Origin of the sequence: Ureibacillus chungkukjangi (assembly GCF_044795995.1) — a bacterium.
Taxonomy (GTDB): Bacteria; Bacillota; Bacilli; order Bacillales_A; family Planococcaceae; genus Ureibacillus; species Ureibacillus chungkukjangi.
Map to the genome: position 1 here is coordinate 1,609,157 of NZ_CP085009.1, position 20,135 is coordinate 1,629,291.

18 protein-coding genes and 1 other RNA gene are annotated in these 20,135 nt (G+C 37.4%); 17 read left to right on the forward strand and 2 right to left on the reverse strand.

Features of this window, described 5'->3' with window-relative positions; translation table 11 throughout:
- The first annotated feature begins 224 nt into the window (after positions 1-224).
- From LG296_RS07890 to LG296_RS07940, 11 genes are all read left to right on the forward strand, one after another.
- Complete coding sequence (locus tag LG296_RS07890; protein WP_255502509.1) at positions 225-350, forward strand: hypothetical protein; 126 nt, start codon at positions 225-227, stop codon at positions 348-350.
- A 458-nt stretch (positions 351-808) separates the two neighbouring features.
- A complete protein-coding gene (gene panB / locus LG296_RS07895) occupies positions 809-1,648 on the forward strand; it encodes a 3-methyl-2-oxobutanoate hydroxymethyltransferase (protein WP_107934329.1) in 840 nt (279 codons plus the stop codon).
- A complete protein-coding gene (gene panC, locus LG296_RS07900; protein WP_107934331.1) occupies positions 1,645-2,508 on the forward strand; it encodes a pantoate--beta-alanine ligase in 864 nt (287 codons plus the stop codon). The genes panB and panC overlap by 4 nt, the downstream gene beginning before the upstream one ends.
- Positions 2,501-2,884 carry an aspartate 1-decarboxylase gene (panD, locus tag LG296_RS07905; RefSeq protein WP_107934333.1) on the forward strand — a complete coding sequence of 128 codons (384 nt, stop codon included), beginning with the start codon at positions 2,501-2,503 and terminating at the stop codon, positions 2,882-2,884. Before panC ends, panD begins: the two co-directional genes overlap by 8 nt.
- 392 nt (positions 2,885-3,276) lie before the next feature.
- Entirely contained in the window at positions 3,277-6,087 is a 2,811-nt protein-coding gene (gene dinG / locus LG296_RS07910; RefSeq protein ID WP_107934335.1) for an ATP-dependent DNA helicase DinG, read from the forward strand.
- 34 nt (positions 6,088-6,121) lie between these two features.
- On the forward strand, positions 6,122-6,604 hold the full coding sequence (locus LG296_RS07915) for a DUF5590 domain-containing protein (protein ID WP_107934337.1): 483 nt from the start codon (positions 6,122-6,124) through the stop codon (positions 6,602-6,604).
- Between the two features lie 15 nt (positions 6,605-6,619).
- Positions 6,620-7,813, forward strand: coding sequence for a pyridoxal phosphate-dependent aminotransferase (locus LG296_RS07920; RefSeq protein ID WP_107934339.1), 1,194 nt, complete (start codon positions 6,620-6,622; stop codon positions 7,811-7,813).
- A 113-nt stretch (positions 7,814-7,926) separates the two neighbouring features.
- Positions 7,927-9,222, forward strand: coding sequence for an asparagine--tRNA ligase (asnS, locus tag LG296_RS07925; RefSeq protein WP_404427875.1), 1,296 nt, complete (start codon positions 7,927-7,929; stop codon positions 9,220-9,222).
- Positions 9,223-9,369: 147 nt separating this feature from the next.
- The gene (locus tag LG296_RS07930; protein WP_404427876.1) at positions 9,370-10,089 is read left to right on the forward strand and encodes a DnaD domain protein; all 720 of its coding nucleotides are present in this window, start codon (positions 9,370-9,372) and stop codon (positions 10,087-10,089) included.
- Positions 10,090-10,100: 11 nt separating this feature from the next.
- Positions 10,101-10,760, forward strand: a complete 660-nt coding sequence (gene nth, locus LG296_RS07935; RefSeq protein ID WP_404427878.1) for an endonuclease III — start codon at positions 10,101-10,103, stop codon at positions 10,758-10,760.
- On the forward strand, positions 10,757-11,107 hold the full coding sequence (locus LG296_RS07940; protein WP_404427879.1) for a YpoC family protein: 351 nt from the start codon (positions 10,757-10,759) through the stop codon (positions 11,105-11,107). The genes nth and LG296_RS07940 overlap by 4 nt, the downstream gene beginning before the upstream one ends.
- Positions 11,108-11,345: 238 nt before the next feature.
- On the opposite strand, the gene LG296_RS07945 is transcribed toward LG296_RS07940, so the two are convergent.
- Both LG296_RS07945 and recU read right to left on the reverse strand, forming a co-directional pair.
- Positions 11,346-13,973, reverse strand: coding sequence for a PBP1A family penicillin-binding protein (locus LG296_RS07945; RefSeq protein ID WP_404427880.1), 2,628 nt, complete (start codon positions 13,971-13,973; stop codon positions 11,346-11,348).
- Positions 13,974-13,999: 26 nt separating this feature from the next.
- Positions 14,000-14,614, reverse strand: a complete 615-nt coding sequence (gene recU / locus LG296_RS07950; protein WP_107934349.1) for a Holliday junction resolvase RecU — start codon at positions 14,612-14,614, stop codon at positions 14,000-14,002.
- A gap of 153 nt (positions 14,615-14,767) precedes the next feature.
- On the opposite strand from recU, the gene LG296_RS07955 reads away from it, so the two are divergent.
- The 6 genes from LG296_RS07955 (at position 14,768) to rnpB (ending at position 20,014) form a co-directional block, all read left to right on the forward strand.
- Complete coding sequence (locus LG296_RS07955; protein ID WP_404427881.1) at positions 14,768-14,995, forward strand: endonuclease; 228 nt, start codon at positions 14,768-14,770, stop codon at positions 14,993-14,995.
- Between the two features lie 21 nt (positions 14,996-15,016).
- Positions 15,017-15,388, forward strand: a complete 372-nt coding sequence (locus LG296_RS07960) for a YppE family protein (RefSeq protein ID WP_107934353.1) — start codon at positions 15,017-15,019, stop codon at positions 15,386-15,388.
- A complete protein-coding gene (locus LG296_RS07965; RefSeq protein WP_404427882.1) occupies positions 15,378-17,654 on the forward strand; it encodes a DEAD/DEAH box helicase in 2,277 nt (758 codons plus the stop codon). Before LG296_RS07960 ends, LG296_RS07965 begins: the two co-directional genes overlap by 11 nt.
- Positions 17,655-17,660: 6 nt before the next feature.
- Entirely contained in the window at positions 17,661-18,926 is a 1,266-nt protein-coding gene (locus tag LG296_RS07970; RefSeq protein WP_107934357.1) for a ribonuclease H-like domain-containing protein, read from the forward strand.
- A gap of 283 nt (positions 18,927-19,209) precedes the next feature.
- Positions 19,210-19,509, forward strand: a complete 300-nt coding sequence (gene gpsB / locus LG296_RS07975) for a cell division regulator GpsB (protein WP_251400576.1) — start codon at positions 19,210-19,212, stop codon at positions 19,507-19,509.
- Between the two features lie 122 nt (positions 19,510-19,631).
- An RNA gene (rnpB, locus tag LG296_RS07980) (RNase P RNA component class B) lies at positions 19,632-20,014 on the forward strand.
- The last annotated feature ends 121 nt before the right edge of the window (positions 20,015-20,135 follow it).

Genomic DNA, 20,135 nt, shown 5'->3' on the forward strand with positions numbered 1-20,135 from the left:
GTAGGTGAAATCTCACTGTTGAAAAAGAGTTTTTCTAATTTTTAGTTAAAAAGTCTCTCGAAATAAAATTGCAAACCTACTCAAAAAGGATAAAATGTAAAAATATTCAAAACTTTTATTATATTTTTACTATGAATATGGTATTTTCTCTTATAGACAGGAATATAATGATAAGTAAAAGAGTTGAAAAGAGTAAATTACTAGATTCGGGGTGAACTAGCTTTATGAAAATGATCAGTTCTATGTTTTGTCGTATGCTTGGCTATCATAAATACAGTTATTTTACAGATCGCTGTGTTCGTTGTGGGAAAGTACGTTCATCAAATTCATCATCTGCTGAGAATACATAAGGTCTAAGGTTTGCATATGGATTACAAAAAAATTGAAATTGTATTAGTGTTTTATGAAATGACCCTACCATTTAAAGCTTAAAATGGTAGGGTTTTACTTTGGCTAATTTTAAAGGCTTGTCTATTAAAAAAGCTGTAGAGAATTTATAAAAACCTGTATACGTTTACTTTAAAAGTTGTTATAGTAGCGGTATGGACAGTATCATTTTTTGAACTGTACCTTGTTACACGTTTAAATAACTAAAAAGATCTGCCTTGATCTTTTATAAGACAGGGACGGAAGAAAACAAACTGCGTTATTTTTAATTTTTAACAACGCAATCCTTCTGTCTATTTTTAAGACAGAGGGATTTTTTTATGCTGAGAAGCGCTTACATCGGGACTCGGTATAAGAGAATAACATCGATTATCGTATGTTCTTCTCATGTTTTCTTCTTAATAAAAAGGAGGAAAAAATGATGAAAAGTACGAGTGATTTTTTGAAGATGAAGGCACAAGATGAAAAAATCGTCATGATTACGGCCTATGACTATCCAGCAGCGAGGTTTTCTGAAGAGGCTGGTGTCGATATGATTTTAGTAGGTGATTCATTGGGGATGGTTGTTCTCGGTTATGACTCAACGCTTCCCGTTACAGTAGAAGACATGGTTCACCACGCAAAAGCTGTACGACGCGGAGCAAAGGATACATTTGTTGTTGTAGATATGCCTTTTGGTTCGTATCACGGCGATCAAAATGAAACATTAAAAACAGCAGTTAGAATGATGCAGGAAACAGGTGCCAATGCACTTAAGGTTGAGGGTGCTGGAGAAGTAGTGAAGGCCATCGAAAAGCTTACTACTGCTGGAATCCCAGTTGTTGCTCACTTAGGTTTACAGCCGCAGCTAGCCAATGTTCTTGGTGGATATAAGGTTCAAGGAAAAACAGCTCAGCAAGCAATGAAGCTCATTCAGGATGCGAAGGAATGTGAAGCTGCAGGTGCCTGTGCTGTCGTATTGGAGTGTATACCTCATCAGTTAACGGAAGCGGTTACAAAAGAGCTGACGATTCCGACAATCGGAATTGGTGCTGGTGCGACAGCTGATGGGCAGGTTCTTGTTTACCATGATTTGTTAAGGTATGGAAATCACCACATCCCAAAATTTGTTGAAAGCTTTTCATTTGTTGGTGAAGAAGTTGAACGTGGCATTAAAAACTATACAAAAGCAGTGAAAGCAGGTACCTTCCCAACATTAAAGCATAGCTTTACCATGAAGGATGAAGAGCTCACGCAAATCTATGGGGGCGTAGAAAAATGAAAATTATCAACACAATTGCCCAGTTAAAATCCATAGTCCACGATACAAAAGGTGAAGGAAAATCCATTGGCTTAGTACCCACAATGGGTTACCTCCATGAGGGACATTTGGCTTTAGCAACGAAAGCAAGGGGAGAAAATGATCTTGTTGTAATGAGCATTTTTGTAAACCCAACACAATTTGGTCCAAATGAAGACTTTGAATCCTATCCTCGTAATTTAGAACGAGATGCACAATTGGCTGAATCGGTTGGTGTAGATGTTATATTTGCTCCATCTGTTGATGAAATGTACCCAGAAGATGGCGGGATTTCAATAAGAGCTGGCAGACAGTCTGAGATATTATGTGGTGCTTCTAGACCTGGTCACTTTGATGGGGTACTACAAGTGGTTGCAAAGCTATTTCATATTGCAGAGCCAAAGCGCGTCTATTTTGGTCAAAAGGATGCACAGCAGGTTGCCATTATTCAAACACTTGTGAGAGATTTCAATTTTCCGTTAGAAATTAAAACTCTACCAATTGTTCGAGAGGCAGACGGGCTTGCGAAGTCCTCCCGCAATGTTTATTTAACAGAGCAGGAGCGTGCCGTGGTACCAGCCATTTTTGAAGGACTAATTCTTGCAAAAGAAGAGTTTATATTACATGGGAATGCAACTGCGGCAATTGAGCTAGCATCGAAGCATATTACTGATAAAACAGGTGGGGTAATTGACTATCTAGAGCTTTTATCTTATCCAGATTTAAAAGCAGTCACAGATACTACAAATGATTTTTTACTAGCAACCGCAGTTTATATTGGAAAAACAAGACTAATTGATAATATTATTTTTTCAACTAAAGGGGAAACAGCAAATGTTTAGAATGATGATGAATAGTAAAATCCATCGTGCACAGGTAACACAAGCCGATTTAAATTATGTAGGGTCCATTACAATTGATGAAGATATTTTAGATGCAGTAGGGATGCTTCCAAATGAGAAGGTTCATATTGTTAACAATAATAATGGTGCTCGTTTTGAGACATATATTATTGCGGGTGAACGCGGTAGTGGCGTAATTTGTGTAAATGGTGCTGCAGCAAGACTTGTTCAAAAAGGGGATATCGTCATTATCATTTCTTACGTATACGTGACAAATGAAGAAGCGCAAGATCACAAACCAACAATAGCAATCATGGGAGAAAATAATACAATCAAGGAAATGATCTCCTATGAACCAGAGGCTACAATTAAATAATTATAGAGAAATATTTTTCCACTTGAGTTTCTATCAAACTTGAGATAGAATAGATTCTAGGTGCCAAACCTATGTAAAGTTTATACTTTACAACCAAAGTACTCATTACGACACGGATTTGTCGGAGTACTTTGTTTTTATGAGCAGGGAGATGAGCCCCTGCTCTTTTTATTTGTACATAATGCTTTTTATAAATAAGACATCATTTCACCCCAAAGGTCCTAATGACTTTTGGGTATTTTTTATATTCTCGCGGGGCTTAAGATGACCGATTGACTGTAGGTATGATAAAATTCGCTTATCTAGATAGAGAATTCTGATTACGGTATTAAATTATAACTAACAGCTTCGTAATCTGATGATAATAAACTTAAATTGTGAGTTGAGGAAAAATGGTGGAAAGTCAGAAATATGCAATTGTTGATATCGAAACAACCGGTCATTCCCAAGCAAACGGAGACCGTATGATTCAAATAGCAATTGTCATCATGGAGGATTGGTGTATCAAGAAGACTTTTACATCATTCATTCACCCTGGGAAATCAATCCCGCTTTTTATACAGGATTTAACAAACATTACCGATACGGATGTACAAGATGCACTACCATTTGAGGCACATGCAGATTATATATATGAATTATTACAGGATACCGTGTTTGTCGCTCATAATACGGATTTCGATTTGTCCTTCTTACAGGGTGAATTTAAACGTGTCGGTTTACCCAAATGGAATGGCAAAGTAATCGATACGGTTGAGCTGTCAAAAATATTATTTCCATCTTCCTTGAGCTATAAATTAGGAGACCTTGCAGTAGAGCTTAATATCCCTCTAAACAACGCCCATCGAGCAGATGATGATGCAAAGGCTTGTGCCTTATTACTAAAGGAATGCTGGGAAGAAATCCTTTCACTCCCACAGGTAACTTTAGAGCAGATGCATAAAAAGTCTTTTCGTTTAAAAACGAATCTTTCACAGCTATTTTTTGAAGCGTTACAAATTAAGCGTGGAAAAGTTGAGAAAGAAGACGATTATGTTTATTACAACAAACTTGCATTAAAAAAGCCTTCAAAAAGCGTCAAGGATTTACAGGAGGGGATAGAGTACCCTATTACGACTCCAGAAAAAGTAGGGCTTTTTAAACAAGCAATGGAGCAGTTCGAGGAGCGCCAGGAGCAATTCGAGATGATGGATATCATTTGGGACAATTTGAACAATAAATCGGAAGTAATGATTGAGGCTTCAACGGGAATTGGCAAAACAATTGGCTATCTGATACCATCCATCCTCTATGCCAAAAAGAGCAATCGAAAAGTATGTATTAGTACGTATACAACAAACTTACTTGAACAGCTTTTAACAAATGAAATCCCAAAGGTAGAAAAAATAATTGGACGTCCTATTAATGTGACTTTATTAAAAGGAAAGAAAAACTATGTGGATGTCATCCTTTTTGAGCAATTAATGAAAAGCCAGGATTTATCCTACGATGAAACCTTAACCGTGCTTCAAGTACTTGTATGGTTATCTAAAACCGAAACCGGGGACCTTTCAGAGCTGAATTGTTCAGGTGGGGGTCAGCTGTTTATTGATAAAATCCGTAAAAATACTGAAAAGACCCAGCAAAAACACAGCCTTGATTATTATGATCGTGCCATTCAGGAGAGCTCGGATGCAGATTTAATTATTACAAACCACTCCATGCTCCTAGCCGACTTAGTGCGTCATGAACCGATTTTTGATGAAATCGACGGCTGGATTATTGATGAGGCGCATCAATTTGTTCAAGCAGCTGAGCAACGGGATCAAGCTATTTTTACCTTTACAAATTGGAAATATATTTTCGGTCGAATTGGATTGTCAACAGATCAGGAATTATTTACGGCATTTCAAAAAATCGCTATTAAAAAACAAAGAGTACCATTAAGTGCCTTTCATCAATTGGAAAAAATATATATCCGAATGATTGAGTTATTCGATAAGACGATGCAGGATATTGTTTCCCAAATGAGGGTATCTGCTCATCATTCAAAATCCAATGCAAAGCGATTGGATTTTATGCATGAGCTATCCTTGAACAGGGAATATATTGTGGATTTTTCAAAGGCTATGCAGCAATGGATTGACTTAGCCGACCAAATGTCTGCTCATTTCAAAAAAGATATTGAACAAATTGCCCCAGAGCATAAATTAGTTTTAGAGCAATGGGATTACTGGATTCGCGAGTATAAGATGAAGGCGAGTGAATGGGATGAAATTTTCATCAAATATGATGAGGATTACACCACTTGGATTGAAATCGATCAAAGAAATATTCCTGGCAGTATTCGTGTACTGAAAAAACCAATCAGTATTTCGTCAACAATCGAACAGCTCTTTCATCCAATAAGACAAAAGTCAGCAGTCATCTGGACCTCGGGCACTTTAACAGTACCTAATAATGAGCGATTCATAGCCAAGCAATTAGGAATCAAAAAGGATGTACCCTTAAAACGTCTTCAAGCTCCAGAGCATTATTATAAAGGGGCAAAAGCCTTTATCGTAAATGATATGCCGGATATTCAAGGAGTATCTCAATCAGATTATATTGAATCCGTTGCATTGGCAATTACACAGATTGTCAGGTCAACTCAAGGGAGATGCTTTGTATTATTTACCTCACAGGACATGTTGAGAAAAACGGTTGAGCTAATCCAAGAAAGTGAGCTGCTTCTCGACTACATGATTTTTGCACAAGGTGTTACAAGCGGCAGTAAATTGCGTTTGCTAAAATCCTTCCAAAAATTTAGCCATTCAGTGTTATTTGGGACAAATAGCTTCTGGGAGGGAGTAGACGTACCTGGTGACGGACTATCATCAGTTATTGTAGTACGCTTGCCATTCTCTGCGCCAGATGAACCTACCTTTAAGGCGAAATCTGCAGCTATACAGCAACAGGGTAAAAATGCATTTACCGAGCTTTCTTTACCAGAGGCAATTTTACGATTTAAACAAGGCTTCGGTAGATTAATCAGATCCTCACAGGATAAGGGAGTTTTTGTCGTATTAGACCGCCGAATCGAAACAAAATCGTATGGAGTAGAATTTTTACGTGCTTTACCGCAAATTTCTGTCACTAAACTACCTCTACAACATATGGTTTTAGAGATAGAACATTGGTATAATAGTAAGGATGAGGAAAGAAAGCAGGTTGACAAGCAATGACATATGAAAAGGTAGCAGAGATGAAGGTGATTCGATGAAGAACTGGATAATTTTCATTTCCGTTTTTATAGTTTCTTTGGCACTTGTTATTTCTGTACTCGTAATTTGGAAATCCGACGCACCATTCGATGAAATTGAAAAAAAGGCAGAAGAGCTAGCGTTAACAACTAAGATATTAGATGTTGTATCGGACTCATATGTTTATAATGGCAATAAACCGTACGTTACTGTCTTTGGCGAAGATGCGGATGGTAACGAAAAGGCAGTATTTGTTCCAATCAGTTTAGAAGAAAAAAAGATACAGGAAGTTTTTTTGAAAGACGGAGTTACAAAGGAACAAGCATTGTCGGTTTTAAATAATGAAGTCAAAGTAAATGAAATCCTTCACACAAAATTAGGCTATGAGGAAGTTGGCCCAGTTTGGGAAATTACTTATACAAACAGTGATGACAAACTTAACTATGTCTATATTATTTTTGAGGACGGACAATGGTGGAAACGTATTTTAAACTTGTAGAGGAGTAGATCATTCATGAGAGAATTATTAGCCAATCGTGTAAAAACATTAACACCATCAGCAACTTTAGCCATAACTGCAAAAGCAAAAGAGTTAAAGGCGAGTGGTATTGATGTGATTGGTTTAGGAGCAGGGGAGCCAGATTTCAATACACCAAAAAATATTCTTGATGCTGCGTCAGAATCGATGTATCAAGGACATACAAAATATACTCCAGCTGGTGGACTGCCTGCTTTAAAGAAAGCGATTATAGACAAATTGGCAAGAGACAACAATCTCGAATACACGCCAAAGGAAATTCTCGTGGGAATTGGGGCTAAACACGTTCTATATACCTTATTCCAGGTCATTCTAAATGAAGGGGATGAAGTAATAATCCCAATTCCTTATTGGGTTTCATACCCTGAGCAAGTAAAACTAGCTGGTGGTGTACCGGTTTACGTTGAAAGTACAAGTGAGCAAAACTTCAAAATTACGGCGGATCAATTACGGAATGCAGTAACGCCAAAGACAAAGGCAGTAATTATTAACTCACCAAGTAATCCTTCTGGAATGGTTTACACACGTGAAGAGTTAGAAGCTTTAGCAGAAGTTGCAGTAGAAAAAGATATTTTAATCGTATCGGATGAAATTTATGAAAAACTTCTATACAATGGATTAGAACATTTTTCTGTTGCTTCAATTTCTGAGGAAGTGAAAGCACGTACAATCCTTATAAATGGTGTAGCAAAATCCCATTCAATGACAGGATGGCGGATTGGTTATGCAGCAGGTAATGCAGAGATTATTGAATCAATGACTGACCTTGCTTCACACTCAACATCAAATCCAACTACTACATCTCAATATGCAACAATTGAAGCATATAACGGGCCACAGGATTCTGTAGAAGAAATGAGAGCGGCTTTTGAATCTCGATTAGAAACAATCTATCCAAAATTAAATGCAATCCCTGGTTTTAATGTGATTAAACCTCAAGGTGCATTTTATTTATTGCCAGATGTATCAGAAGCAGCACAAAAAACGGGCTACGCTTCTGTTGATGATTTCGTAACAGCTCTTCTTACTGATGCTAATGTTGCAGTTGTACCGGGTTCAGGCTTCGGACTACCATCTACAATACGTTTAAGCTATGCTACATCTTTAGAGAACCTGGAAGAAGCGGTTCGTCGTATGGATAATTTCGTAAAATCAAAATGGCAAGACTAATTTAAGCTAACAAGCTGCAGGCTAGTAAAAAATTATTAGCCTGCAATCTAGATATTCATTCTCAAGGTTATGCAAAGTAGCAACATGATTAGTTTTTTGACGGAGGAACAACTATGAAAAAAATAATGATTAAAGACATGCCAGGAGCTATTGGCGAAACTGTAAAATTAGGCGTTTGGTTAGCAAACAAACGTTCAAGTGGTAAAATTGCCTTCCTACAATTACGTGATGGATCAGGCTTTGTGCAAGGTGTAATTGTAAAAGAAGAAGTAGGGGAAGAACTATTCGCTACAGCAAAAGGTTTAACTCAAGAGACGTCTATGTACGTAACAGGTGTTGTTAAAGAAGATACACGTTCAACATTTGGCTGTGAGTTAGCTATTACTGGTGTCGAAGTAATTCATGCAGCAGTAGATTATCCAATTACACCAAAAGAGCATGGTGTAGAATTTTTAATGGACAACCGTCATTTATGGTTACGTTCACGTAAACAACATGCTATTATGAAAATCCGTAACGAAGTAATTCGTGCAACATACGAGTTTTTCAATAATAACAGCTTTGTTAAAGTGGATCCGCCAATTCTAACGGGCTCAGCTCCAGAAGGAACTTCAGAGCTTTTCCAAACAAAATACTTTGACGAAGACGCATATCTTTCTCAATCTGGACAATTATATATGGAAGCAGCGGCAATGGCTTTAGGAAAAGTATTCTCATTTGGTCCTACATTCCGTGCAGAAAAGTCAAAAACACGTCGTCATTTAATTGAGTTCTGGATGATCGAGCCAGAGATGGCTTTCGTGGAATTTGAAGAAAACCTAGAAGTTCAAGAGCAATATGTGGCTTACATTGTTCAATCAGTATTGAAAAATTGTAAGATTGAACTAGAAAGACTTGGGCGTGATACTTCTAAATTAGAAAACATCCAAGCTCCATTCCCACGTATATCTTATGATGATGCGATTAAATTCTTACATGAAAAAGGATTTACAGATATTCAGTGGGGTGACGATTTCGGTTCGCCACATGAAACAGCGATTGCAGAACACTATGACAAGCCGGTATTTATTACATGCTACCCTGTAGGTATCAAGCCATTCTATATGCAGCCACATCCAGAACGTGATGATGTTGTATTGTGTGCAGACCTAATTGCACCAGAAGGCTACGGGGAAATCATCGGTGGTTCTGAACGTATCCATGATTACGATCTACTAAAACAACGCTTAGCTGAACATAAATTAGATGAATCAGCTTATGCTTGGTATTTAGATCTACGTAAACAAGGCTCAGTACCTCACTCAGGATTTGGTTTAGGCTTAGAGCGAACAGTTGCATGGATTAGTGGTGCAGAGCACGTTCGTGAAAGTATTCCATTCCCAAGACTTTTAAACCGTCTATATCCATAAGCTCTAGGTAAGTTAAATTCCATTAGATAAAGTTAAAGCGCTCGTCTCGCACGGGCGCTTTCCTTGGTATTTTAAGTATTTTGGCGTTAACGGAATTCGTTCAAATAGACATACTTTAGTATTTTAACAAAGAAAGGAGTCCATCAATTGAAAAAGAAATATCAGCGACTCCATATGTGGATTGAGCAAGGAAATGTTTCGATACCTAAGCTGTTTTTCCAGTATTATAAAGCGTTAAAGATTGCAGATGATGAAGCACTGCTCTTATTACATTTATTGGCATTTCATTCAGAGCAAAATGATTTTCCCACTCCAAGTGATATAGCAAAAAGAATTTATTCTAGTGAAAACGAAATAAGCTCGAAGTTACAAAGACTTATGCAAAAGGGTTTTTTAGAGATTACTCAAGGAATTGATGGAAATGGAATCGTCTATGAGAAATACTCGATTTACCCATTATGGGAGAGAATATTGGATCATATCGAAGCCTCTTCAATGCAGCAAGAAATTGAAGCAGAGAAAAATGAAGAGGGAGAAATTTTCGCCATTTTTGAGCAGGAGTTTGGGCGTCTTCTATCACCGATGGAAATTGAAACGATTTCAATGTGGCTTGATACCGACAACCATTCACCAGCAATCATCAAAGCTGCCCTTAAAGAGGCTGTTCTTGCAGGTAAAATTTCATTACGTTATATCGACCGAATTTTATTTGAGTGGAAAAAGAAAAATATTACATCCGTAAAGCAAGTTGAAAAACATACGGAGCAATTTCATAGTAAAACAACTTCTGTGCAGCCGAAAGTAAGTGTGGCACCAGAAAATACGAAAAAAGTATCCTTTTACAACTGGCTAGAGGAAAGAGAATAGGGGGTGTAACGATGCTTACGAAAAAACAGTGGGAGCATTGTTTGGCAGTAATGGACGAAATGTTCCCGGATGCGCATTGTGAGCTTGTTCACGAGAACCCATTTGAGCTAACGATTGCAACATTATTATCAGCACAATGCACCGATGTACTCGTCAATAAAGTAACGAGAACATTATTTCAAAAATATAAAACACCAGAGGACTATCTGGCTGTACCTTTAGAGGAATTACAAAACGATATTCGTTCTATTGGTCTATATCGCAATAAAGCTAAAAATATTCAACTGCTTTGTGAGAAGCTATTAAATGAATTTAACGGAGAAATTCCACAAAGCCGAGAACAGCTAGTCACACTACCCGGAGTTGGTCGAAAAACGGCAAACGTTGTATTATCCGTTACTTTCAATATCCCTGCACTTGCAGTAGATACCCATGTGGAGCGTGTTTCCAAACGCCTGGGTTTATGTCGCATAAAAGACTCGGTATTAGAAGTCGAAGAAACAATTATGAAAAAGACGCCAATGGATAATTGGTCGAAAACGCACCACCAGCTGATCTTCTTTGGTCGCTATCATTGTAAAGCCCAAAATCCCCAATGTCATATATGCCCACTTCTTGATGATTGTCGTGAAGGGCAAAAGCGACTGAAAAAAGGATTGGTGAAGCAATGATTAAAGTTCATATAGAATCGATTGCAAAAGAAGCAGTGGAGCCATATTTTGAACAATGGAATGATTTGAGTGAGCAAATCCACAAAGCACATGATTTAAGAAACGGAGAGGCCAAAACCTTAATGGAAAAAGGTATCGACCTTTTCGAATCCTGTATTTTAAATTGCTCGGAAACAGCATTTCAAACTATCAATGAAAAGGAAGACTACGAGGTCCTTCCGATTAATGGCATGGAGCGCCTTCAGTTCATAAAAATGCGTCCTGGACAATATGCCTGCTTTCGCCAGTTAGACGAGCTCTTCAAAGAACTTAAAAAAAGACTAGCCCGTCTAAGAATAAAATTATAGCTATTTATAGTGTAGCATTAGACTCAAAAGCAATTATATATTGCTTTTGAGTCTTTTTTTGGTGAGTAATGAAATACGCGACACACATTCCCCATGGATAATAGCCAATTAAATAGTCCCACACTTCATCCTAATTAAAAGCTATGAAATAAAAAAAGCGATGAAAAATTTACATTTTTCATCGCCATCTGTATCCATATAGGGGGGAGCACTACTATTAGATGCATCCCCCGATATCTTATTCTGGTTTTTCAGTTGGATCTGTTGGCTCAGTGGGGGTTTCTACTTCTCCCTCATCACCACCAGGTCCGAACCAATCGTCGAAATCACCATCTTCTTCACCGTTTCCACCGTTGTCATTGCCATTCCCGTTTCCGTTCCCGCCATTACCATTACCATTATTACCGTTTCCATTGCCGTTATTACCGTTATTTCCATTCCCACCACCGTTTTCAGGTTCTTCTGGGGAATCTACTTCAGGCTCTTCAACAGCATTTTCGATATAAATTGATACGGAAGCAGGCTCGCTTCGGACATCGCCCGAAATGGCCACTACACTAAACGTATAATTACGTCCGGCTTCTAAGTTTGAAAGTGTTGCTCGCATTTCTCCAGTTGACGATATGACAACTGGTTTTTGATTATCCATCCCCATTGACACTTCAAATGTAATGTCGATATCTTCCTCATCACTTGGAGGGGAATAGTCCCAAGTTAGATCTACAAGATTGCCTTCAACACTGTAATTTGCTTGTAGGTTTGTTGGGGCATTTAACTCTAATTGCTCGAATTCTTCCGAGATTTGAGTTGGCTCCGTGCCTTTTACAAATAGCTCTGTTTGTCTTAATTCAGAAGGAGTATACTCACTTGCTAATTGTAATGGGTTTGTTCCAACCTCAATTGTTGCTTCCACAACTGAACTTGGTTTTTTAAAGTTTGCTGTTTCAATATCTGCTGAAATCTCAGTCATAATCGATTTGAATAATCGCTGTGGTAAACGACGCTCATCCCAAGTAGTAATTGGATCGTAACGCTTCGAATATCCACTCCAAACAGCAATTGAATAATTCGTTGAATAACCAGCAAACCAAGAATCAGGAACACTGCTTCCTGGTAAATCTTGTTTTTCAAACTCATCGGCTGAATAGTTTGTTGTACCTGTTTTACCAGCGATATCTATGCCTGACACAGCTGCAGCAGTTCCAGAAGCACCTGGTTTTTGACTTACAACATCACGTAAAATATCTGTTACCATATAGGCAGTATAGTCACTCATAGCAGGTACCTGTTTTGATTTGTATGAATTTTTAGTGCCATCTCGATAAACGACTTCTTTAATAGAAGTAGGGTCACTATAGACTCCGTTATTACCAAATGCCGCATATGCAGCAGATAATTGAATTGGACTAATATAGACCTTACCGCCACCAATTGCATCGGATTCATAGACAGCTTCTGGTTCGATACCGAGCTTATTGATAAATTCCTCCGCTTTGTCGATTCCAACCTCTTGAAGTGTTTTTACAGCTGGAACGTTTCGAGATTGATACAGTGCTTGACGTACTGTCATCGTTCCTAAATATTTGTTATCAAAGTTTGTAATAACCTGCTTCGAATTAGAATAATTCATTTTTTCATCTACAATTGTTTGACCCGTAGACCATTTTAAATTTTCAATTGCAGGACCATAGTCAATTAATGGCTTAATTGTTGAACCAGGTGAACGTTGTGTTAAATCCTGTGCAAAGTTATAGCCGCGGTTTGCGTAATTCCTACCTCCACCAATTGCTGCGATTTCACCAGTCTTAGTATTTACTACAGAAACACCAGCTTCAATATTTTCAGTAGGGAAGTTTTCAGGATTATTCAAAATATCCTCTACAGTCGATTGTGCTTTTGGATCAAGTGTTGTATATACTTTAATTCCTTCAGCTAGTGCTTCGCCATCACCTTTTTCCTCAAGCTCATTTAACACAACATCTAAAAAGGCATCATATTTAGTACCAGCTACGGATTGGCGTTCCTCCTCAGCCAATAGGCGAGAAGTTACATCAATTTCTTTTGCAGCAGTAGCTTGTTCTTGTGTAATCTTTTTATGCTGTACCATTAAGTCTAAAACAAGGTCTCTTCGTTGCTGAGCACGCTCTGGGTTTTTATATGGATTATATCTATTGGGACTTTGTGGAATCCCGGCTAATAATGCCATTTCATCAAGCTCTAATTCACTTGGCTCTTTACCAAAGAAATACTCTGAGGCAGTACCAAATCCGTAAATTCGACCTGACATAAGTATTTTATTGAAATACATTTCGAATATTTCTTCTTTTTCATATTGTCTTTCAAGCTGGATGGCAAGCCATGCTTCCTGTGCTTTACGCTTTAGCTGCTTGTCATTACTTAAAAATGAATTTTTTACAACCTGTTGCGTGATGGTACTTGCACCTTGAGAGCCGAATCCTTGTGTAAAGTTTGCAATAACGGCACTTCCTAATCGCCAAACATCAATCCCAAAGTGGTTAAAGAAGCGTACATCCTCTGTTGCTAGGATAGCATCTACCATATCCTCCGGAATATCGTCATATTCTACATATTTTCGACTTTCAGCACCGATTGTTGCAAAAAGCTCCCCATTCGTATCATAAAATTCTGATGAAATTGGATCCTTTAATAATTCTTCATCTAGTTCTGGAGCCGAGCTTGCATATACAGCAAATAGGCCAGCACCACCAATCAGCCCGACAATGCCGATAATGACAATCGTTAGAACGATGCGTTTTACCCATATGCCTACTGGTTTTTTATGTTTTTTCTTTTGTAATTCACGTTCGCGCTTTAACTCCTCGCGAGTTCGACGTTTTTCAGCCAAAGTAATCTCCTCACTTTAACAAACAATTAGTTTTCGTTTGCTATCATTTTTTTTATTACGGTTAAGTAGTCAATCCTAGGATTGTAACCGGGTTGGATTTCTATTGTTTTTGATTCAAATACACTTAATGGAATCGATTTTCTGCCGCCGCATTCCATCATTTGCCAGGCTTCGTGTAAAACATTAAATGGTACGATGAAATAACGATCCAAAGTCGTAAATTTGACTATTGTAAAAGTAATTCCTTTTTGATTTGTCACTTCTTTCATATGGTTTACTTGATGAAGGTGGACGTTTTTTAATGGGAAGGATGTTTTACTTTCTGTTTCCTTGGCTTCAAAGTCAATATAATATCCATTCCATACACCATTATAATCGGTAGTCGACGGTGTTCGGAAGTATGCCTCACGAATAACTGCTGCACTTCGTGATGGATACTCTACTTTGACGATTTGCACTGGAACAGGTTTCTTATGGATAATTGCAATTTGTTGATTTAAATAGTAAGTATTTGTTTCGTTAATTTCATCTTCTAGTGTTTTACCCCGATTACTAAAGGAGGAATCTTTTTTTTTCGAGGTAGATTTTTGCACTGAAGATTCACTAGGCTTGTACGGTTTGCCATTTGGATAATGAAACATCGAAAAAACACTCCTTCTTAAAATGATACCCATTTTTAGCATAAAAAACATATCGAAAATCTTCTTGTTTTAGCAACCTATGTCTAGTTTTGACAAGTAGGAAGGGAATTGAATAATTGCAAGGAATTAAACCTCCTATAAGGAGGAATGACCATGCAACGAATTCAAATGCTTATTTCACAACTTGAGTGTATCGATCAAATTATGACAGCAAAAATTGATAATGAAAGAGCTCAAATTCACAGCCAAATTTTCTCTCAATTAGGAACTACTTATCAAAAAGTAAGCTTAGCAGAAAAGCAGTTTCATGTAAAGAATGCCTGTTCCCCTAATACTAGTGTTAACAATGAGATTTTGGTACACTTAAAAGAAGAAATATAATAATTTTAAGAGGGTACTAAAATGCAACTAATAGAACTATCAAAGCAATTGTTAAATGAGTGTGATGCGTCAATTAGTCGCTTTTTTAAACAGCGTGAACTTGACGCAACGCCTCAATTTTTTGAAGAAGTTAAACCACATGCGGATTTTTATCATTCCGTTTTAATAGATTGGCAACAGCATGCCTTAAATTGGATTGAAGAAAATCGTCCTAAATATATGCACAAATCTCAAATTCAAAATGTTGTTGATGCAATGGATCAATTTGTCGTCCAGTCCTTTTATAAGGAAACAAGTAAGAAACGTTTTATTCAATCTGTTCAATCTGTACACTACACATTATCTTTCTTTTTAAGATATTTAGAGGAGGAGAATGATCAGGATGTTCAGTAAAAAACGTTCAATTGATGATCTGCTGACAGAATGGCGATTTGACGAAGAGCTAAAACAAAACATTTTGCATTGGCACACTTTAGAGCCTAGACCGGCAAAATATGCTTCTTTTCCAAAAGAGCTGCATCCTTCTATCCAAAAAGCTCTTGAAGCTAGAGGGATTGAACAGCTTTATACGCATCAAAGGGAAGCTTTTGATCATGCCACTTCTGGAGAATCTTTTACTGCTGTAACACCTACTGCATCTGGAAAATCTCTGTGCTACCATTTGCCTGTGCTACAAAAAATTCTAGAAGATAAATCGAGTCGAGCAATATATTTATTCCCCACAAAGGCGTTAGCTCAGGATCAAAAATCCGATTTAAATGAGCTGGTAGAGGAAATGGGGGAGGAAATTTTAAGCTATACCTATGATGGAGATACTGCACCTGCAATTCGACAAAAAATTAGAAAAGCAGGACATATTGTAATGACAAATCCAGATATGCTCCATTCGGGGATTTTACCTCATCATACAAAATGGGTCTCACTCTTTGAAAACTTAAAATATATTGTCATAGATGAATTGCATACATATAAAGGAGTTTTTGGAAGTCACGTAGCACATGTTATTCGTCGACTAAAAAGAATCTGTGCTTTTTATGGAAGTGATCCGATATTTATTTGTACTTCTGCTACTATAAAAAATCCGAAAGAGCTGGCTGAAAGCTTAACAAATACAAAGCATCAGCTGATTGCAGATTCAGGAGCTCCGGTTGGGAAGAAGACCTTTTTATTTTATAACCCACCAATTGTGCATCCAACCTTTGGCGTGAGGCGGAGTAGTGTTTTAGAGGTGCGTGATTTAGCCACACGTTTATTTGAAGCAGGAATTCAAACCATCGTATTTGCAAAATCACGTGTTCGGGTGGAAATGCTAGTAACCTATTTAAAAAGCCTTACAAAGAACAAAATCCAAGATGAATCTATTCGAGGGTATAGAGGCGGCTACTTACCAACAGAACGTCGTAAGATTGAAAAAGGTCTTAGAGATGGAACGATTCAAACAGTTGTCAGTACTAACGCTTTAGAGCTGGGTGTAGATATCGGTCAATTGCAAGCATGTATTATGACGGGGTACCCAGGTAACATCGCAAGTGCTTGGCAGCAGGCAGGAAGGGCTGGAAGAAGACAAGACTCAGCGCTCATAATTTATGTAGCAAATTCAACAGCCCTTGATCAATATGTGGTAAATCATCCTACATATATGTTAGGCAGCTCACCAGAAGAGGCGCTAATCAATCCAGAGAACATCTTAATCTTAATGGATCACCTGAAATGTGCGGCTTTTGAATTGCCATTTTCAGTGACAGATACTTATGGAGAGTTTGATGTACAGGAGTTGCTGGAGTTTTTACAAGACGAAGGTGTCCTTGTTAAAACTAGCTCAAGCTGGTATTGGATGAGTGAACGCTTCCCTGCGCATGAGGTTTCTTTACGTTCTGCTGCACAAGAGAATGTGGTTATTATTGATCAGACAATTCCCGCTGGAACTAAGGTTATCGGTGAGATGGATACCTATAGTGCAATGACTCTTTTACATGAAGAAGCAATTTATCTCCATCAGGGAACTCAATTCCAGGTTGAAATATTAGATTGGGAAGAAAAGAAAGCGTATGTACGTGAAGTAGATGTTGACTATTTTACAGATGCGAATTTAGCAGTAGAATTAAAAATTCTCAATGAAGATAAAAGTGCAGCATTAAATTCTGCAACGATTAGCTATGGTGATATAAGTATTTTGGCGATACCGACAATCTTTAAAAAAATACGCTTCCAGACCCATGAAAATATTGGTTCGGGGAAAATTCATATTCCACCACTTGAAATGCATACAAATGCTACGTGGATGTCCTTTAACTTACCTGAAAATTGGTCAGAGGAGATGTTAACAGATGCATTAACGGGGGCAGCATATGCCATTGGTTCATTTATACCGTTGTATATTCAATGTGACAGAAGTGATTTATCGGTCGTGCCGCAGGTGAAATCCACGCATAATGATAAGCCAACACTATTTATCTACGATAGCTACGCTGGTGGAATAGGCTTAGCTGAAAGAGTATATGATATTTTGGGGCCGATTTTAGATGCAACAATCCATCATGTTCAAAATTGTCCATGTAAAAGTGGCTGCCCATCCTGTATTGGTGCACAGGATAGCTTAAATGAGAGCAAGGACAAAGTAATCAAAGTGCTTTCAATTTTAAAGAATGAAATAGGGTGATTTCCCATGTCTTACGAAAATAAAATGCTGCAGTTAAAACAAAAGCTCGGCAAAAAGAAGGAACAGCAAAAAGAAGAGAAACCGACCTTTCGACGACCAGAAAAACCATTTTATATAAAAGAATGGGAAAGCGCAGGATTAACATTAGTTGAAAATGATTTTGGTGTTTTGTTTAAACGGGTAGTGACGTATCCACTTGATTATCTCCATGGTTCCTACCAATTAGGGTTATTGTATGATGCGATTGAAAAATGGGAGCAATCATCCATTCAGCATCCCTATGCCATGAATTTTGATGAATCTATTGTTTTTTTCGATACGGAAACAACCGGCCTAAAAGGTGTGGGGACGAACATCTTTTTAATAGGGCTGTTAGATGCTTTGGATGATCAATTTGTTTTAACGCAATATGTATTAGCTGACCCGGCAAATGAAGCATCCTTTCTATTTGAATCGAAATTCTGGCAGCATTCAAAGACGGTGGTTACCTATAACGGTAAAAGCTTTGATTGGCCACAATTGGAAACAAGATGGACTTTAAACCAACAAATTTTACCGAAATTACGCTCACAAAAACAAATTGATTTATTACATAGCTCAAAACGGATATGGAAAAATAATTTGGAAAGAATGAAGCTAACAAAGGTAGAGGAAGAAAAGCTTGGATTTACAAGACAAGGTGATATTCCTGGATTCTTAGCGCCTATCATTTACTCAGACGCGATTAAAAGTGGAAATGCAGATGCTTTAATGAAGGTATTGCATCATAACGAATGGGATCTTTTATCCTTAGTCACACTCTATATCCATTCTACTAATCTATTACTAGAACAGGAATTGAGTGAATCGGCCACTACCTATACAAATATCGGGAAATGGTTTGGAGATTTAAAGGATTCAGGTCAAAGTGAACAGGTACTAACAACGGTTACAAATAATTATGATGATGAAAATACAGGGCTAGCAAATTATTATTTAGCACTTCAACAAAAAAGAAACGGGCAATATGCAAAAGCAGTAAATTCTTTTGAAAAAGCCTTATTATTTATTGGAAATAGAGAAAAACTAAAAGCATTGGAGCAGTTAGCAATTGTATTTGAGCATCAATTTAAAGACTATGAAAAAGCTTTACATTATACCAACAAGGGCATAACTGTGATAGATAACAATCTATTTATGAAAAGGGACCAAGCTGTTAAACTTCGAGGTGTTTGGTTAAAAAGACTTCAAAGGCTTGAGATGAAGCTATTAAAAAATAAAATTAATCTCTAACATTGGGGAAATTTTAGAAAATTACAAAAATAATTTCCCAGGCAAGCGCATAATTTGACAACAAACCGGGTTTGTGTCGATTCGAGTCAAAGGAAGATAAAATTATTTTAGGCATAAGGTAAGTAGAAGCATTTATAACTTCAAAGTGCAACTTCGGTTAATCACAAATAAAGGTCTTTTCGATTAGCCAAGTTTTCTAAGAAATAGTTACTTTAAATGCCTTTTATGACATTCATATGATATAATTGGGTTATGTACTGTATGGGATGGAAGGGCGATGTGAATGGAAATTAAATTAAATTCAAAAATCATATTAGAAAAAGAATTTAAAAAGGCGATGAAAGGTTACAGTGTTGACCAAGTAGATCAATTTTTAGATCAAATTATGGAAGATTATGATGTTTTTGAGAAAATTGTCGAAGAATTACGTTCTGAAAATAACCGTTTAAAAGAAGAATTAGAAAATAATACAGCTAGAAGAACACAAGTGTCTCCTCCAGCTGTGGGAAATACTAATTTTGATATTTTAAAACGTCTTTCAAATTTAGAAAAGCATGTTTTTGGCAGCAAATTATTTGAGTAAGCTATAGGCTTGTTGTGAGTTGATAGTCTGTATGCTATTAAAACCATGACGAATTTATGCCAAATAATAATAAAATGTTGTCATTTTGATGATTTTTTAGTATAATATTATCTATCATAGTCAAATTCGAGTAATCGCTGCAATTTATTGTAGAGGAAAGTCCATGCTCACACGGCTCTGAGATGACCGTAGTGTTCGTGCTTACTGAAAAAATAAGGTAAGGCAAGGTGATTCACCTTGACGGCGGAAGGAAAACCTAAGTCGGTTTCGATATGGTTGACACTTCCTGAAAGTGCCACAGTGACGGAGCTTTATTGGAAACAATAAAGGTGGAACGAGGTAAACCCCACGAGTGAGAAACCCAAATTATGGTAGGGGCACTCTCCAAAAGGAATTGAACGGATGGAGGGACGAGAAGCCTAATTCTCGTAGATAGATGATTACTACCCGATACGTACGAGGCTAACGCCGCTTGAGTACCCGGGAACAAAACATGGCTTATGAATTTCTATGATTATTAATACAATTACTTTCATACAAAATAAAAAATTATTCATGTAAATTCAAATTGAGTTTACTAAAGTCACATAAGAGGCTCTCCATTCAAATTGGAGAGCTTTTCTTAT

What these genes read in the sequence shown, in the direction of transcription:
- dinG (WP_107934335.1), top strand. Translation starts at nt 3,277, where the DNA reads ATGGTGGAAAGTCAGAAATATGCAATTGTTGATATCGAAACAACCGGT.
- LG296_RS07965 (WP_404427882.1), top strand. Translation starts at nt 15,378, where the DNA reads ATGTTCAGTAAAAAACGTTCAATTGATGATCTGCTGACAGAATGGCGA.
- LG296_RS07915 (WP_107934337.1), top strand. Translation starts at nt 6,122, where the DNA reads ATGAAGAACTGGATAATTTTCATTTCCGTTTTTATAGTTTCTTTGGCA.
- nth (WP_404427878.1), top strand. Translation starts at nt 10,101, where the DNA reads ATGCTTACGAAAAAACAGTGGGAGCATTGTTTGGCAGTAATGGACGAA.
- asnS (WP_404427875.1), top strand. Translation starts at nt 7,927, where the DNA reads ATGAAAAAAATAATGATTAAAGACATGCCAGGAGCTATTGGCGAAACT.
- gpsB (WP_251400576.1), top strand. Translation starts at nt 19,210, where the DNA reads ATGGAAATTAAATTAAATTCAAAAATCATATTAGAAAAAGAATTTAAA.
- recU (WP_107934349.1), bottom strand. Translation starts at nt 14,614, where the DNA reads ATGTTTCATTATCCAAATGGCAAACCGTACAAGCCTAGTGAATCTTCA.
- LG296_RS07970 (WP_107934357.1), top strand. Translation starts at nt 17,661, where the DNA reads ATGTCTTACGAAAATAAAATGCTGCAGTTAAAACAAAAGCTCGGCAAA.
- LG296_RS07940 (WP_404427879.1), top strand. Translation starts at nt 10,757, where the DNA reads ATGATTAAAGTTCATATAGAATCGATTGCAAAAGAAGCAGTGGAGCCA.
- LG296_RS07920 (WP_107934339.1), top strand. Translation starts at nt 6,620, where the DNA reads ATGAGAGAATTATTAGCCAATCGTGTAAAAACATTAACACCATCAGCA.
- LG296_RS07955 (WP_404427881.1), top strand. Translation starts at nt 14,768, where the DNA reads ATGCAACGAATTCAAATGCTTATTTCACAACTTGAGTGTATCGATCAA.
- LG296_RS07960 (WP_107934353.1), top strand. Translation starts at nt 15,017, where the DNA reads ATGCAACTAATAGAACTATCAAAGCAATTGTTAAATGAGTGTGATGCG.
- panB (WP_107934329.1), top strand. Translation starts at nt 809, where the DNA reads ATGAAAAGTACGAGTGATTTTTTGAAGATGAAGGCACAAGATGAAAAA.
- panD (WP_107934333.1), top strand. Translation starts at nt 2,501, where the DNA reads ATGTTTAGAATGATGATGAATAGTAAAATCCATCGTGCACAGGTAACA.
- panC (WP_107934331.1), top strand. Translation starts at nt 1,645, where the DNA reads ATGAAAATTATCAACACAATTGCCCAGTTAAAATCCATAGTCCACGAT.
- LG296_RS07890 (WP_255502509.1), top strand. Translation starts at nt 225, where the DNA reads ATGAAAATGATCAGTTCTATGTTTTGTCGTATGCTTGGCTATCATAAA.